This is a genomic window from Gottfriedia acidiceleris (assembly GCF_002128425.1).
In the GTDB taxonomy this organism is placed as follows: Bacteria; Bacillota; Bacilli; order Bacillales; family Bacillaceae_G; genus Gottfriedia; species Gottfriedia acidiceleris.
The window spans coordinates 12,355-28,688 of the sequence record NZ_NESS01000016.1 but is presented as its reverse complement, the minus strand read 5'-3'; the positions used below and the strand labels follow the sequence as shown (position 1 = coordinate 28,688).

Annotated in this window: 11 protein-coding genes; 1 reads left to right on the top strand and 10 read right to left on the bottom strand. The window is 31.9% G+C overall.

Annotated elements, in window-relative coordinates:
- Positions 1-26: 26 nt before the first annotated feature.
- From B6K90_RS20100 to B6K90_RS20075, 6 genes are all read right to left on the bottom strand, one after another.
- Positions 27-722 carry a hypothetical protein gene (locus B6K90_RS20100; RefSeq protein WP_088014535.1) on the bottom strand — a complete coding sequence of 232 codons (696 nt, stop codon included), beginning with the start codon at positions 720-722 and terminating at the stop codon, positions 27-29.
- Between the two features lie 348 nt (positions 723-1,070).
- Positions 1,071-2,948, bottom strand: coding sequence for a TnsD family Tn7-like transposition protein (locus tag B6K90_RS20095; RefSeq protein WP_088014534.1), 1,878 nt, complete (start codon positions 2,946-2,948; stop codon positions 1,071-1,073).
- A gap of 21 nt (positions 2,949-2,969) precedes the next feature.
- Positions 2,970-4,613, bottom strand: coding sequence for an ATP-binding protein (locus B6K90_RS20090; protein ID WP_139840770.1), 1,644 nt, complete (start codon positions 4,611-4,613; stop codon positions 2,970-2,972).
- Positions 4,603-6,780 carry a Mu transposase C-terminal domain-containing protein gene (locus tag B6K90_RS20085; protein WP_139840769.1) on the bottom strand — a complete coding sequence of 726 codons (2,178 nt, stop codon included), beginning with the start codon at positions 6,778-6,780 and terminating at the stop codon, positions 4,603-4,605. The genes B6K90_RS20090 and B6K90_RS20085 overlap by 11 nt, the downstream gene beginning before the upstream one ends.
- A gap of 4 nt (positions 6,781-6,784) precedes the next feature.
- Complete coding sequence (locus tag B6K90_RS20080; RefSeq protein ID WP_088014531.1) at positions 6,785-7,591, bottom strand: TnsA endonuclease N-terminal domain-containing protein; 807 nt, start codon at positions 7,589-7,591, stop codon at positions 6,785-6,787.
- A 266-nt stretch (positions 7,592-7,857) separates the two neighbouring features.
- Entirely contained in the window at positions 7,858-8,322 is a 465-nt protein-coding gene (locus B6K90_RS20075; protein ID WP_088014530.1) for a hypothetical protein, read from the bottom strand.
- A gap of 208 nt (positions 8,323-8,530) precedes the next feature.
- On the opposite strand from B6K90_RS20075, the gene B6K90_RS20070 reads away from it, so the two are divergent.
- On the top strand, positions 8,531-8,797 hold the full coding sequence (locus B6K90_RS20070; RefSeq protein ID WP_088014529.1) for a hypothetical protein: 267 nt from the start codon (positions 8,531-8,533) through the stop codon (positions 8,795-8,797).
- Between the two features lie 95 nt (positions 8,798-8,892).
- Here the strand turns inward: B6K90_RS20070 and B6K90_RS20065 are convergent, their stop codons facing one another.
- From B6K90_RS20065 to B6K90_RS20050, 4 genes are all read right to left on the bottom strand, one after another.
- Positions 8,893-12,249 carry a DEAD/DEAH box helicase family protein gene (locus B6K90_RS20065; protein WP_139840768.1) on the bottom strand — a complete coding sequence of 1,119 codons (3,357 nt, stop codon included), beginning with the start codon at positions 12,247-12,249 and terminating at the stop codon, positions 8,893-8,895.
- A 69-nt stretch (positions 12,250-12,318) separates the two neighbouring features.
- Positions 12,319-13,500, bottom strand: coding sequence for a restriction endonuclease subunit S (locus B6K90_RS20060; protein WP_088014527.1), 1,182 nt, complete (start codon positions 13,498-13,500; stop codon positions 12,319-12,321).
- Positions 13,497-15,077 (bottom strand): class I SAM-dependent DNA methyltransferase, encoded by a 1,581-nt coding sequence (locus B6K90_RS20055; RefSeq protein ID WP_088014526.1) that lies wholly within the window; start codon positions 15,075-15,077, stop codon positions 13,497-13,499. The genes B6K90_RS20060 and B6K90_RS20055 overlap by 4 nt, the downstream gene beginning before the upstream one ends.
- Positions 15,078-15,370: 293 nt before the next feature.
- Positions 15,371-16,309 carry an AlbA family DNA-binding domain-containing protein gene (locus B6K90_RS20050; RefSeq protein ID WP_088014525.1) on the bottom strand — a complete coding sequence of 313 codons (939 nt, stop codon included), beginning with the start codon at positions 16,307-16,309 and terminating at the stop codon, positions 15,371-15,373.
- Positions 16,310-16,334: the final 25 nt, after the last annotated feature.

The following is a 16,334-nucleotide window of genomic DNA, read 5'->3' as shown; positions in this document are numbered from 1 at the left end:
TTTTTCAAAATGCTGCTGTAGTATTCTTACTCCTTTACTTCGGTAGATTTTTTCATTATAGCTAGCACATCAACGGCCGCTTTTAATCGTCTATCTGGATCAGTTGAAGCTAGTTCCTCTTCTAAAATGGATAAAGCTGTTTTTCCTAATTTTTCAAGTTGATCAAATAAACTCCCCATCTTTTCTGTTGTTTTTTTCTCTATTTGTTGGTTTTTATTTATATCTTTATGCAGAGAATTATTTGTCATATTTAATAGTTCAGGAATGCCAGATGAAACAATAGGATATTTAAATTTCGTAATTGTTGTCATGTTCCTTAATAATGCACGAACTTCTTCATTTAATTCATCCTTTTTGACCATTTTTTTCCATACACATAGTCTACGATGACAAGTATCATCAGTTTTTTTACTTTCTTCGTAAAAATAATCTCCTACTACGCCAATATGAACACCTTCTCCTTCGGCCATTAAAACGAGATCACCATTACGCATGACATTTCGAAACGTATTAACTGTCCCCAAATTTGTAGAAAGAGAACGGCCTGAATAATTATAAGCATTTTCAAGAGCAAAACGGATATCCTCTTTTCCCATTTTTGTCATGTCGGGTACTTCTCTCCATCCTATACATACGTAACCTTCTGTTAAAAACTCAGTTGTACGATCATTCCCTCCTGGTTTTGCGCGCAATTGAAAAAGTCGTAAATCATAAAGATTCATCTTAACACTCCCCTTCGTAAACATTCGTATAATTCCGTAAATATTGTTACAAACATATAATAAACGAAAAATACATATATTGTCAAATCGAATACAAAAAATTACGCTTAATTACGAATTCGTAATTAAGCGTAATTGACTAATCAAAGAATGCCATCTGCAAACTTTGTAAAAGACCATGTAAGACATCCTTAACCATACATGTACTTATCATTTATGAGAATGCTCTATCAATCTTATATGAGTTGTTTGATACAGCTTAAAGCTTATCGAAATTAAACGTGAACGGGTAATCGTGTTAAATTACTTATGGATAAAAAAAGTGCGAATAAGTTCCCCAGTAATATATTAATCCTTAACAACAATATTAGAAATGAATAACTCAATTTCTTTACTATTTTTGTGATTTAATCCAGCACGTTTTTTGATTTTCCATTTTCTAAGCTCTTCACCATTATTAATCATTTTATCAACCACCAATTTAATACGCCGAATACGAAAGGTCTCAAAACCCTCAACAACTTTGTTTAAATATTCCATAGTCAATGGGAGATTCACTTTACGTTGATCCCTAAGTGGTTCTATTCCAAGTTTTCTACTAATTCTCCCAATAGTTATCCGAGTAGGTTTTTCAACATTTTGATCCCAATTTTCAATCAAATTTTTAACTTTCCTCAAAATTAATTCGTCTCTTTCTTTCCAATTAATACGCTCTTTATTAGCGTTTCCTCTTTGTACTTTCGGAGAATTTTGTTTTAGCCAATCATAATCGCGGCGATAAAGGAATTGGTAAAGGTTCTGGTTTAATCGACGTAGTTGAGTTTTGCTTAATAAGGGATTGTCACTTACAATTTGTAACCATTTTTCTCTGCATTGATTGATTTTACTCTCTTTATTCAATTCCAATTGACTTATTTTATAAGTTAATTCAACCTTCAATTCAAAATGGTTCAATGAAATCCCTAGACGAGTCGCGTGTTTCTTAACAGTATTTGGAGCACATCCCATTTCCCTTGCAATCATCCTAATACTAGTAAAAATTTTCATTTTTTCTTTTAACGTACTTTCCCAAACCTCACCATATTCTTTTATAAATCCGATTTTATAACGATCTATTTCATCCTTATCGGGACCACGCCTTGAATAAACAAATCCACATTTACATGAAAATGTACCCACCGGCCTTCTTGTACTCCAACAACGTGAAATTTTCAAATCAGTTACACTAGGTTTTTTAAAATTTGAACAGACTGGATTTAAACATAACCATGGTCCTTTTCCAAAAGGAAGGTATTCAACACTTTTATTAAAATAATCTCCCAATTCACCCCCAAAATACATCATTAGTAATAAGAAACGAATTGGATGAAATGATTTTCGATGACTTTGAAACATTGATGTTAACCAATTATGAGGATCTAAAGTAACACTTGATTGAACATCACATAAAAATTCACTTGTAAATGCCCTTAAAAAAGAAGAGTAAAGTTCTTCTCGATGAACCTTTCCACTTACTGATACGAAACCTCGTTGGCGCAATTTATTCTTAAATAATATTTCTAAACCTTTTGGTACTTGTTGTTTAAGTTTATTATTTAGTAACTGATGACTTAACTTAGCAAACTGTAGATGTGATCGGAAGGTCCCATTTAACACTATTACATAATTACCATTTATGATTACGTTCTCTTTCAGTGCTGGAATATACTCTTGGTGATTTGTTTCCTTTATGGAAATGCTAGATTCTATAAGTGGACAATCATGCTTATAACAAACTAAAACACCAGGTAATTGATGACTCCTATGCCAATAAGACTCTCCATAGGTTTCAACGTCTTCTCTAAAGCAATCCTTACAGTGCATAAGATGTGATTTCGGTTTAATAGCGCTTGTCCGAAGTCCAGCAATAAGATGTACTCTTTTACCACTTTCCCCTTTCATTAACTTTCTTACTCTATTGTATTTTTCATTTATTAGAAATGCACCATAATAAGGGAATAAAGTATGTTGATCAATTAAATAATCACTTGTAATCAAGGTATTGTTTATATTACCTACTAGGAGATCTATATTACAAGGCAAGTCTAAAACAGCAGTAACTGTCGCTTTACCGTACAGTTCTTCAATCGTATGTTTAGGGCTGGTATTTCCTTCCTGTACGTGATAACGTGCGTTAATACTATACAATAGTTCATCTGGGTAAGGCGTAGGAAAATGAAAAACCATTAGACCACTCCTAATAAAATCCTATAATATTATTTTTATATAGCCAGCTTCTCTTAATTTTTCATAAACTGATACTTTATTCTTTTTAGCATCAGTATGAATTTTCATAAGAGTATTTATTGGCTTTATATTTGGAGCAACATTTTTTTGTCTTTTTTCATTATCCCTTTCATCGTTTAAGAGAAGTAGTTTCATTGCTTCCTTTTTGGCATCCACCAAAATAAGTGATTCATCCCCTGATTTAATTATTTTTTCTGAAATACGCTTTGCGACTTGCTCATTTGTACCCATTTCAAGTAAAAACAAAACAATTTCTTCCATCATTGAAGCTCGCTTTGCATTTCGTTTCGATTCTTCAATTTTCTTCTGTAATCGTACTTTTTCTTGTAGTTCAACAGATGCGCGAAACTTTTCCATTTGCTCATCCATGTCAATAGGCTTTATATCATCATACTTATTTATTTCACTTGGAATCCCAGACTTTAATGCTAACAACATAGGCCGTACAAGTTTCAAATCTTCTTTTACTACCTTTCTCAATATTGCGGGAGTTAATTTTTCTGTTCCTGAACTGATTGCACGCAATTGAGCGATCATAAATATTTTTACTGCAATATCAATAATTCCTTGGCTTTCTTCGTAAATTAGTTTGTTTATTTCTTCTGTTAATGGAGTAAAATTTTTGGTCCATTGAAAATCCCACATCCCCATAATAAACAGTTTCCAATTTTCATCGAACGGCATTTGGTTCCAAATTAAATCACCTTGACCACTCCCTCTTCTAGCCTGTCTAAATTGACTTTGTAAAATAGAAGTAGCTTTGTTTGTTCCAACCATTACAACAGGCAGGTTTATCGTATTTACCAGTGTTACAAAAAAATTTAGCATTTTTTCACTTCCTCCTGCCTTATTCAATTTGAGATGTTGGATCTCATCGATAATTAAAATTCCAATTGAATATGTGTGAGCTAAGTGAATTATGTGCTGTAATAATGTATCTATGTTATTTCTAGTGTTAAATTTTTTAAAATATTTTGACCCAATAACACGATCAATTGCAGAAAAGAATTCCACACACAATCCTTTTAGTGAGCCGTTGTGAGGACAATCTATTTTTAGGTAGGGGATTTGCATTTTATCAAACATCTTACCTTTATATGATGTGTGTTTAATTAATTTCGGATATAAAGATAATATTTTATCAATAGCAGTTGATTTTCCAATACCTGAAAAGCCAATGATAGTAAATCCAGTAGATGTTTGTCGAGCCTTTGTCGAATAATCTTCTATTAACTCACCTTTTTTTAGTTTTAGATAATTTTCTTGTACTCTTGAGACATAATCAGCATTGAGAGGATTCCTTGATAAATACCCTTGCCTAATAGCTCTAGAAATCCGTTGTTCTAAATTCAAATGGATTTCAAATGGCTGAAAATATTGAAAGAGTCTCTGAATACAATGATAGCGATAGGTTGGATTGAGGTATCTTTCTTTTTCATTGAATCTTGGAAATTTTGAAGTTAGTATGATTATTTCTTCCTCAGTCAAAATTGGAGGAAGTGCTTCAATTAGTGGATTTCCACAAAACTCCTCAAGGATTTGCTTATCATAGGCGGCCTCTACCATCTCCAATTCTTCATACCCGTTGGATAAATTACTTTCCAAGTGCACGCTCTTTCATCTCCTTCTGCTTTTGAAGCAACATATCGTACCTGCTTTTATTAACTATATTTTCACTTTCTAATTCCAATTTTTCAAAAGAAACTAACATATCAGGATCCGAATTCTTTTCAGGAATTGATAGTATTATCGCTTCTTCTGTTTTTCTTGCTTCTTTCTCAATAATTCGATTTTCATTTATTCCTATTTTTCGCTGCGCATCACTGATTTCACTTTTTTCGTTTCTAAACGCTTCTTCAGCTCTTTTAACAACATTTTGGATATCGCTATTTAAATCGATCTTCTTCTGTAATAGTAAGTGCTCTGACTTTTCCTTTTGAAATTTTTCATAGTCTAATAGGTATATAACATCGGCAAGTGTATGGTGCTTATAGCGACTTTGATGTTCTAATAAAGTACAGACTTCATAACTACCATTTTCATTTGGAATATAAATATGTGTTACGTCTCGATCATCATAACAAATCTCAATTCTCCATGATTTTTTACGAGCATCTACAAACCATCCTTCTTTTATGGCCCTTGGACATGAATATTTCATTTCATTAAATTCTATTCCATTAGAAGTCACGCTAGCTTTTTTACGTGGAAGTAATTGAAGTTTTACAATATCCTCTGAAAAATGTCTTAATCTACCTGCTCGATTTTTTATTCCCCATTCCCATAGACGGCAAGGAATGGGTTCTACTCCATCACTTATCATGTGCTGATCCATTACATAATTTGATAAGTATTTATGATTGTTATGATTAATAACACATTTAATAATGATCTCGGTAAACTCATTAATAGTCAATTTTCCATCTAACTTGTAGTCTTTATCACCTCTTACACGGACACTTGAATCAACTACTCCAGGAACAAAAGGTTTTACTTTAAGGTTTATAGTTCTAAAATGTTGCTCAACAATTCCCTTCATATCTCCCCGATAGGGTGCAGTATTATCAACTTTTACATTAAATGTCTTAATTAATCTTTCTACGTCATAGCCCTCAAATTCTCCATTATCTGCTAGGAATGATTGTGGTAAATGATTCACATCCCATTCCTCTTTTTTTATTTCAATACCATATTTTCTGCAGTATGCTACCTTATCACTTACAGTGTTTGCTATTGCAGTACTTGCTCCCTTCCAGGAAGGGCCTTCTAACCCCACATACATACCAACAACCATGCGGCTAAAATTATCAATTACGAAATAGATAACTGGTCTACCAATTATCCAATTTCGATTAAACTTACTAACAAGATAAACATCTCCAACAGTTGCATCTACCTGAAATTGTGTACCTGGTCCATACATATCACCTGTAGAGGTTCCCAAAAGAGGCCGGTTTTCTAATTCAAATTTCCTATTACCTTTTTTCTGCCTAATTTTTTGCTCAGTGGAGTACATTTTGTTATACCAGTATTTAAATTGCCTTATTGTAGGAATCTCGTTTCTATCCTTAACAATAACTTTTTTAGTACCATTTTCATATCGATACTCTGAAACAAAGAAATCCTGGATCATTCTTTCATAAGCGATTTTGAGAGAATAATTCCCTGGATTAGATAGATACCTCTTGTAACTTAATTGAAATATGTTCTTAATTTCTTCAGTTACATTAGTACCTTCACCAAGCACACTGTTTTTTCTTTTTCTTCCAGTCTTCTTGTGATTAAGGATTTTATCCTTACCTTTTCCACCGGAATTTTGATAGTTTGGAAGAAGTGCATTTTTTATCTTACCAAGCCTCCAATATTGTTTTAAATAATCATATATTACGGATTTTATTTTTTTTGTTGAACGAGATAACTCTTCTACTAATCTACCACGAATATGTTTTTCATAAATGTCTGGCTCATTTTCCACAATTTCTCCTATAATTCCCCATCTCTTGTCTCTAATTTCTTTTTGTTTTTGTGATAAGTTCTCATCTTCCTTATAGATATAACTAAACGGCTCCTCTGAACAAATTTCTAACATATGAGAGTTAAATAGCTCTTCAAGATCTGAAAGCTTTCTTTTAATTGGTAATGCTTTTTTATCAAAAATATTAATGCAATAACAATATTTATAATCTTCATCGATATACAGAAGTCTCTCTTTTGTTGTACCATTTATATCGGTAATTTGAAGAATGTCATTTAAAACAAACACTTGTTTCACAACCTTAATCTACTGATAAAATAATATCTTCTACATTAAAATGGAGTTGGATCCTTTTACTAATATTTACTTCAACCTTTTTTCGACATATCAAATGCTTAAACAGTTCAACACCTAAGCCATTTTCTAAGTTAAATTTATTTTCGAAATCCACTAAAACCTTAATAATGGGTTTTCCATAGTTTTGAAGAGATAATTTTAACTGATATAAAAGTGCCTCATATACGGACTGCTGAAAATCATTATGCAAATAATACGCTCCATGTAACCATTCAACATTATTTACAAAATCTTTTTGCGTCTCAAGTTCAGTATATATTCCCCAATCAATCCCCTGTCTTTCCCAATACTCACGTTCAATTTCGAATTTTTCTAGTGTTCTTCCGTTTTCTAGATCGCTCGATGGCTTTACAGTTCTTGCAACTAATTTTTTTTGCCCGTCAATCTCTAAAGTTAGTAAAAAATCTGTTGTCATTACAATAGGAGTTTTTGAGTGTGGATCAACTGGATGTTTAATTCCTTTTTCCTTTGCAATTTCCAATGTATCGATTCTATGAAGGGGAAATTGTTCTCGAATATCTTTTACATGTAAATTCCATTCACATTCATAAAAAAAATTCGTTTCATTTTTAGATAAAAAATGATGAATTCGATTTGTCTTCCAGCCCATTACGCGAGTAGATAAACCGTGAGAAGACACATCTTGAATATTAAACCATGGCTTATAATTTTCCTTTTCCCCTTGTCCTCTACCTTCTTTCTCAAATTGATCAATTTTTTTTTCAGTTAGCACTCTTTTACGTTTTGCCAAAATAATCACTCCCTAGAGAAACAGTATAACTAGGTATTAAAATTTTTACATTGGTAATTCCGCCCTTCAGAACAATAGAAAACTTGCATTTTTCACATAGGAAAATAGTAAGTAATCTAAATCAATATAGGTAAACAAATGATATTTATCCTAATATTAGTGTTGCTTAAAAACACAAATTATATACATATTTGTGTTTGGAAACACAAAAAAAAAAAAAAACAGATACATTATCGTAAATGTATCTGTTAATAGTATTAATTTATTCATCTAAATATCTTTATTAATGTTTCAAGCCTTGTTAACGTTTCACTTTCATCATTCGTAATACACTTTTCAGCTAACGTACTAAATAGATCTTTAAATTTAAGTATAATAGCTATATTTCCTTTATATTTTTTTAACTGTTTTATAGGTAAATCGTTTGTTATTAACAGCATAATATCACGCCAAGAAGGATCACTATTATTTGTCTTACTTCCCTTTATCAGGGTAAGAGCATAGTCTTCACCATACGTATCTATTGCAGCTAAAAACCCTTCTAAATAAACTGTTGATGTGTTTTTTTCACCAGAGATAAAATTTTCTAAATACTCCTTAATTTCGGTTACTCTTACCGAGTCCTTAATTTTACCATTTTTAATTAAAATTTCTTTTGTTTTTATTGCAAGATCTGTTTTTGAATCGTTATTATAAATCTTCAATACTTTTCTAAGATTATCGAAATACATTTCTAATCACCCTTTTTTTATAGAATGATTAGTTATTCTTTTTATCATAAAAATCTCCTTTTTTTATTTTTAAGTTTCTTTTCATTGCTTCGTTTTAGCGCATTTGATTTGACATGTTTTACACTTTGTCATTTTTTCACATGCACTTACCATAAATTAGTATGTGGGCTATTATGAGATATATTATTTTAAGGAGGGGTTACGTGATATGAAGATTAGTAAAGTAAAAGTGCATCGAGTAAATAGTCAAAATCACAAAGCATCTTTTTGGGTTTTCACTCAAATTGATAAAGAAGAAGAAAAGAAACAACTCGTTATAATTGAAGGGAACGGTCGTGTATCTCCTAAGGAGTTTCAAAACTTTCATGATGAGATTTTGAGTGCAAATTCAGTAGCAATTCCTCTCGCCATGCAAGGATTCAAATCAAAAATACACAAAAAATTTATGGATAAAAATAAATTAGAACATACATGATATTACTAACTCTTATTAATATTTTTTCGATCATATGAGATTAGTAAACAAATCAAATAATGGTGAATTGACATATGTCAATTCACCATTATTTGTTAGCTTATTTCTGAATGCTTATTAATACTTTGTACGATACGCATTAACTTCATTCGTTTCGCTTTTTCTGGAAATAATCCAATTACCCCTGAACTATGTTTATTAGTAAAAGGTTTCTCTTCAAACAATTTTTTAGGTTCAAGTACTCCGTACTGTACAAAGTAATCAATTATAATATTAATAAAATCAATTTGATTACTGTTTAGAGTTTTATCTTCAAGGAATTCACTAAAAGCTTCTTTAGCGGCAGCTAAATCTAAACCTAATAACTGTCGAACAAGTACTGTTAACCCTTTTTCAGCGCCAAAATGAGAATAAAATTCTTCACGGGCTTCTTCTCGTTCTTGAAAAAGAATACTTTCTAATTGTTCTAAATCACTCAATGTTATTTCTCTGTTGTTTCGTATTTTTTGAAGGGCAAGTGATTGTGCTAAGGAACCTTTCAAATATGATCGAATTTCCGTACGATAATCATGGTAATCACTTTGACGAGGTAATTCTCTAACTGTTATACTTTCAACTTTGTCTACAAAATCAGTGTAAAGTGGTTTCACTTCGTTCTTATCCATATATTTAATGAGATCCCGCAGTTTTCCATGTACATGTAGAAGTTTCTCCACTGTACAATGTTCAAAAAATATAGGCTTTTGAATTTCACGAATAAGTTTTATTTCATTTTGGACTTCTTCCAAATTTCGTTTTTTTTCTAACTCCCGACCAATCACAGTTAAACGCTTGACCAAAGATTGCGAAACCTCTTCCCCCTTAAGGATACCAAGTAATCCCGTAAGTAATAGAAGATCGAAACGTTTCTTGCTATCGAGATCATCAACAGTTATTAAAGGAGCAATATAATCAATAATTTCACGTAGTTCGTCTTCCAGTAGGCTCTCCCAAAAAACAGGATTTTCATACTTTTCAACATATGCACGATAAGGCTTTATTAAAAAATGCGTTTTATCTAATGATTTTATATTATGGAGAAACTCGTTTACTAAGCTATTTCTTAAAGATAGGTTATTATCATCTTCTTTATGCTCTTCTTGGCTAAGTTGGAAGATTAATCGAGCCTTGACCTCATTTAGTTTTGTACTTAGAGGTATAACTGCTTTTGCTTCTTTACCTTCTGGGAACGCTTCAAAAAACTCTATGTTTTTACAAAAATCGAAAACGTAAAATTCCTTTTTATTTAGTCCTGGACCGAATAGATTTTCACATAATCTCGTACCTCGTCCTATCATTTGCCAAAATTTAGCTTTTGAATAGACTGGTTTCACGAGTACAAGATTTACTATCTCGGGGACATCGATCCCTGTATCGAGCATATCGACAGATACCGCAATTCTTGGAAACCGATCACTTCGTTTAAAATTTTTAATGATGTGCTCAGGATTCCTCACATGGTAATCAATAACTTGTACAAACTCACTGTGATATTGGCTTCCGAATAGAGCATAGAAGCGATCAACCATGAAACGTGCATGTTCCTTATTCTTAGCAAATATTATAGTTTTTCCGATCTCATCGCCGCTATTTATTTTAATACCATGTTCCATCAACACTTTCCAAACAGAATCCATTGTATCACTATTAAATAGCCATTCATTTAAATGCGATGGTTCGATACTAGTTGGCATTTCACCAGTTACACTATCAGTAAATGTATCTTCGTATTTTTCTTTCTCTTCCTCACTTAGTAATTCGTATTGAATTCCTTCTCGTAAAAATGTCGTTTCAACCGAAATTGGTATTGCTGGAACAAGAAATTTTTCCTCAACTGCTTTTTCATATTCATATGCAAAAGTTGGAATTCCATCTTCTAACTGGAATACACTAAACGTATTTTTATCCAGATCACTTTTAGGTGTTGCAGTTAATCCAACTAACAAACTATCAAAGTACTGAAAAACACTACCGTATTTTTGATAAACTGAACGATGTGCCTCATCGATTACTATTAGATCGAATGCCCCAACACTAAATTGCTTTTCACCATTACTTTTTCTTTGATCTAATGCATTCATCATAGTACCATATGTTGAAAAATAAAAATTAGCTGATGTATCATAGCGATCTCTTAGCATATTTACAGATGGTTGATGAGGTAAAAATTCAGTAAATGTACCACTTGCTTGCGATACAAGTTCTTTACGGTCTGCTAAAAAAAGTATTTTTTTCACCCATTCTGCACGTGTTAATACATCTATTAGAGAAGCTACAGTCCTAGTTTTTCCTGTTCCTGTCGCCATTACGACAAGCGCATGGCGATTACCTTTTTCAAATGTTTCAGTGACGCGACGAATTGCCTCTTCCTGATAATACCTTCCTGCAATTTCCTTACGCAGTACTATATCTTTAAGAGGTTTTTTGTTTTCTCTACGATGAATACTTCTACTTAGTTCGTCAAGGCGATAGAAACCGTTTACTCGCCTAGGATATTCTTCTTCTTTCTCTGATATAAATACATCAAATCCATTCGTTAAAAAAATAACAGGAAATATTCCATAGTGTTTTTCTATACTTCTCGCATAATTCAAAGCTTGAATATGCCCGTCTTTAGGTGAAATACTGGTTCTTTTAGCTTCAACAATTGCGATTGGTACCTTACTATCATCCCAAGCAACATAATCTACAAAACCTTTACCAGTAGGAGTTGGTTGTCCATCAACAGGATGTTCATGAGTTAGGTTTGCTCTATCAACACTCCATCCACTCTCTAATAACATTTCATCAATAATTAATGTACGTGTCTCCTCTTCCGTATAAGATGTAATGTTATTTTTAACTCTTGTACGTGGGTTTTGATATTGTAAACGTTCCTTCAGTGCATTATTTTCCTTTTGAAGAAGAGATAATTCTTTACCACGATCTTCTAATTGCTTTGATAATTGTAGCAATTCAGCTTCATTCTTTTCAACAATTCCACCAACATGATGAGATTTTAAAACCTCTTCATTAAATGGATAATCATTTTGCGGAAGTTCACTGTAATACCTGTGGATCCATCCCAAAAAAGAATGAAGGTATTTAAATACTTCTAATGACTTGTTAGAACGGAATAGTTCTTCACTGTGTACAGCCCGGTTACCTATTCTTCTAATGTAATCTAAAGTATAACCCATTCCTCTATTCAAATTTTCTTGAAAAGTTTTCGATAAAAGTAGTTCGTGTAGTGTATCTTTTTCGGGTTTAATTAAGTAGTCATCGTTGTCATACAACCAATTAACAGCACGTTCTAATGTATGACGACTATAAAAAATACTCGTTCTAGGAGCTGTGTATATATTTTTTTCAGCTTCTAATGCAACCTCATAAATCGAAGCGAATTCTTGACTTAGAAAATCTACTAAAAACAAACATTTCACCTCCAAAAAATAATAGAAGATATATCCCTCACTTTAAAGGCCGTAAGGTAAAATCACTATTTAACTCACTTCTTCTTTAACTATTAATTCACCTTTAAAAGCACGGTTAAGTAGAGTATGAAAATTTTGTTCTAATTGTGATAGGCTTAATTGCATTACTTTTTTTTGTTCTTCGACTTCCAAAACAAATTCTTTGAATTCATTTTGTTTATCAACTTTTGGGATCATTACTTCAAGATTATTTAAAATACTTAAATTAATATTTTTTTGTGCAGATTCTGGTGCCGTTTCTTCTAATATTTTTTGCCAAAATGTAAGCCAATAGTGTATATAAATATTATTAGTCTTACTTTCATCTGCAATAAATCCAACTATGCTGTCAGGAAAACATGAATTAAATTTTAATATTCCTGACTTGGCAATATTTGCAGCAATTGTTATACATAATGTACCTTCATCCCACATTTTACTCTGATTTAATCCGATCTCCGAATAAGTCTGTGTATAATGCTCAATAAACAATCCTGACTTGGCAACATCACCAGTTTGAATTAATGGATATGGACCATTTAATAGTTCAGGAGCATTTCTAGGTCTATGTTTAGATTTACCCCTGTTTAGGCTCCCCAAAGTTTCTAATTTAACCTTCTGCAAATTTCTAGAATTATTTACAGGGTTACCAAACATTTCCAAAAACAAAGATTGAACTAGCTTATCCATTTTATCTATGCTTTCATTTTGAAATGCGATCAAAAATTGTGCTTCATCTAAAATAAGTGCAATTTTTTTTTGTTCTAAAAGAGGAGGTAAAGGTATAATTAAATTTTTTAGAATAGATAAATTTATGTTGTTTTGTGCTACACCTCTCCCTGAATTCATTATCGATTGCTTAATACTCTTTAAATAATAGAATAAAAAATTAATATCTACTTTATTTTCATCTACCATAATTGCTGCAATTGCTTGGTTCGTGGATGCATCAATTTTTAATATTGATACTTCTCCTAATGTAGCAAAAATAGAAAATAAAATTGTATTTTTTTTTATAATTTTTGCTGAAGAATTATTTAATCCTTCAATAGTAATTTTTTCTTCAGTACTAGTTACGTACTTATTTTTCATATCACTAATTTTCACCCAAGGAATGTCGCCATTTTCCCAATATAGTTTTTGGCTCCTATTAGGCGTACCTCCGGCTGAAATAAGCGCAATGTCCCCTAATCTGAAATGCTCAACTGTCATCCTATAATATCCTCCAAACGTTTAAGACCTTCAAATATATTATTTTGTAGGTTCTTGATATCTGAAATAATCTTCTTTGGATCATCGTATTGTACTTCTTCATAAATTGTTTCTTTGTAGCGATTAATATTTAAATCGTAACCATTTTCACGGATTTCCGAAACGGGAACAAAAAATGATTGATCTGCACGATTTCGATCACTTTCCTTATTTAAATTCTCAAATCGCGATAGTATATCTGGTATATCGTTCTCCGAGATCGGGCTTCTCTTATCATCCAATGTATATCCATCCGCTAACATATCGTAGAACCAAACTTTATTTGTTCCACCATGATTTGTTTTGGTAAAAATAAGAATTGCTGTCGACACACCAGCATATGGTTTAAAAACACCAGATGGCATAGAAATAACAGCTTCTAACTTGTGATTATCAATTATTTCCTTGCGAACAGACACTGGTGCCTTATTTCCTCCAAATAAAACACCATCTGGTACAATAACAGCCGCGCGACCACCTATTTTTAACATGCGTAAAATCAACGCAAGAAATAATAATTCTGTTTTCGCTTTAGATATTTTTTGGGATGGTTTACCATCTTTCCCCTTCTTGGTTGAGGTAGTTAAAGGTACAATGTCTGTTAAATCACTGGCAATAACCTCTGCATCAACTGTCCCTTTAAAAGGCGGATTAGCTATAATTAGACTATATTGTCCTTCAACTTTGTTTTCTTTTGACAAAGAATTACCATACGAAATGTTTGGTGCTTCAATTCCATGAAGATATAAATTCATTGCTGCAATTCGCACCATTGTTATATCATTATCTATTCCATGTAATACATCATGATAAAAGCGGTTTTTTTGTTCCTCTTTTTCTGGATCTGTAAATATGTCTCTATAATTATTTAACAAATAAGCTAGCGAAGAGACCAAAAATCCCGCCGTTCCCACACTCGGATCGCATATGGTATCCTCAGGTGTTGGCTTCATTAGCTCGACCATCAAATTACGAATATGTGCAGGGGTACGAAATTGTCCGTTACGTCCTGCCGTTTCAATCTTCATAAGTAAATATTCATATAAATCACCAAGTGTATCTGCATCGCCATCTTCTTGATGATAATTTAAACTTTCAATAGTTGACACAAGTTCATCAACTTCTGAAATAATTCGACTAAGTGCAGATGGATCTTGGATTTCTAGTCGAGCATGTTTTAAGTGGTTTGCAATTCCTCTATCTTCTTCTTTCCCCAATTTTTTCATATGCGTAAATACTTCATCTCGAACTAACATGTACAATTCTTCGGTATTGCTCATGTTTTTTAAATTACTCCAACGATACCGTTGTTCTTCTTTAGTTATAAAAATTGGATTTTCTATCGGGACAACTTCCCCAAGCAATTCACTCATATCATTTGCATACGCTTCTTTTCTCTGTTGCAACTCATCTAGACCTTGAATAAATAACATATATGTCATTTGTTCAATTGCTGTAAGTGGATTATTAACACCATTTGAATAAAAAATATTCCATATCGCATCAACTTTATTTTTAACACTTGCCGATGTAACCAAATTAATTCCTCCTAGATAAATTATTAATTTATATGAATATGGCCTTTATAAAAAGAAATTTTATTTATATTATTTTCTATTATACTATAATTTCGGCTTTAAAATATTCAGCGATTTTTTCTAAACTTTAAAATCAAAAAGTATAATAAAGAGCTAAATTGGATTATTTCAATTGAATATGCATGGAGTTAAATTCATTATTAAAAATAAAAAGACACTCTTTATTGAGTGCCTAGTAAAGTAATATACTATAAAAATAATTGAGCCTACTATGTAATTCTCAATATTGTTTTTTAAATTGAAACTTGTTCAATTTTTAATATACTACCATCGTGGAATAGCTTATAGTTGAATTGTTTAGGTTCAGCTCCTCCTGTACTTACTTCAGAAACAATATAATAATTTCCAGGTTCTTTTGGTAATCTCATGATGAATCCCATACCGAATAATTTAAGAGCAAACCCTTTTAGGATTGGTTTATCTGTTGGCGAGATGTGTTTCACAAATGATTTCATTATCATTGATCGATCTTCAATAATATACACACTTTCCTCTTCTTCTCCTCCTAAACTAGGTAAATTAATTTTAGGATCAAAGCTCAATTTAATTGCTGTATATGTAGCAGGCGTAATAGATTCATTAGATATATAAATATTCAGACCAATTTGGTTAGTGTAATTTTCATCTGAACCAATTAAAGGATCAGGTTGATTTTGAATTTCTATGTTCAACATAAGATTCGGTGCAACAAAACGATTACCTACATCCCTTACCTCATATTCTGTCATTGACTCTGACTTAAAATTATAACGTTTATAATACCTTTTGTCTGCAGCCATGTGAGGAGCAAGAGAACTTTGTGGAACATAAACAACATAAATAACATTTCCGCTTGTTAAACGAATTTGATTGATTCTTAAATCGGGTATCTTTCTATGAATATTTGATGTAATAACATTTTCAAGCCACTCCTTACTTATTTCTCTTGGGTTTACTCCATCATCAATAGCAATAGGTAAATGTGTAGCTTTATCTTCAATAACGCCGTAAACTAGTGTTCCTCCGCCAGAGTTGGCAAATGCAGAAACATCTTTACTTATTTCTTTTTTATTTCCTGGCGTATTAAAAAGAGAATCACTTTGCTTATAATCTAAGTACAAATCTTCCTGAACTTCATTTTTAATAAGCTCTTCTATATCAGCTACAGTCGTCCACTCCCAGGGATTTTTCATATATATGTCATCTCCAACTTCATAT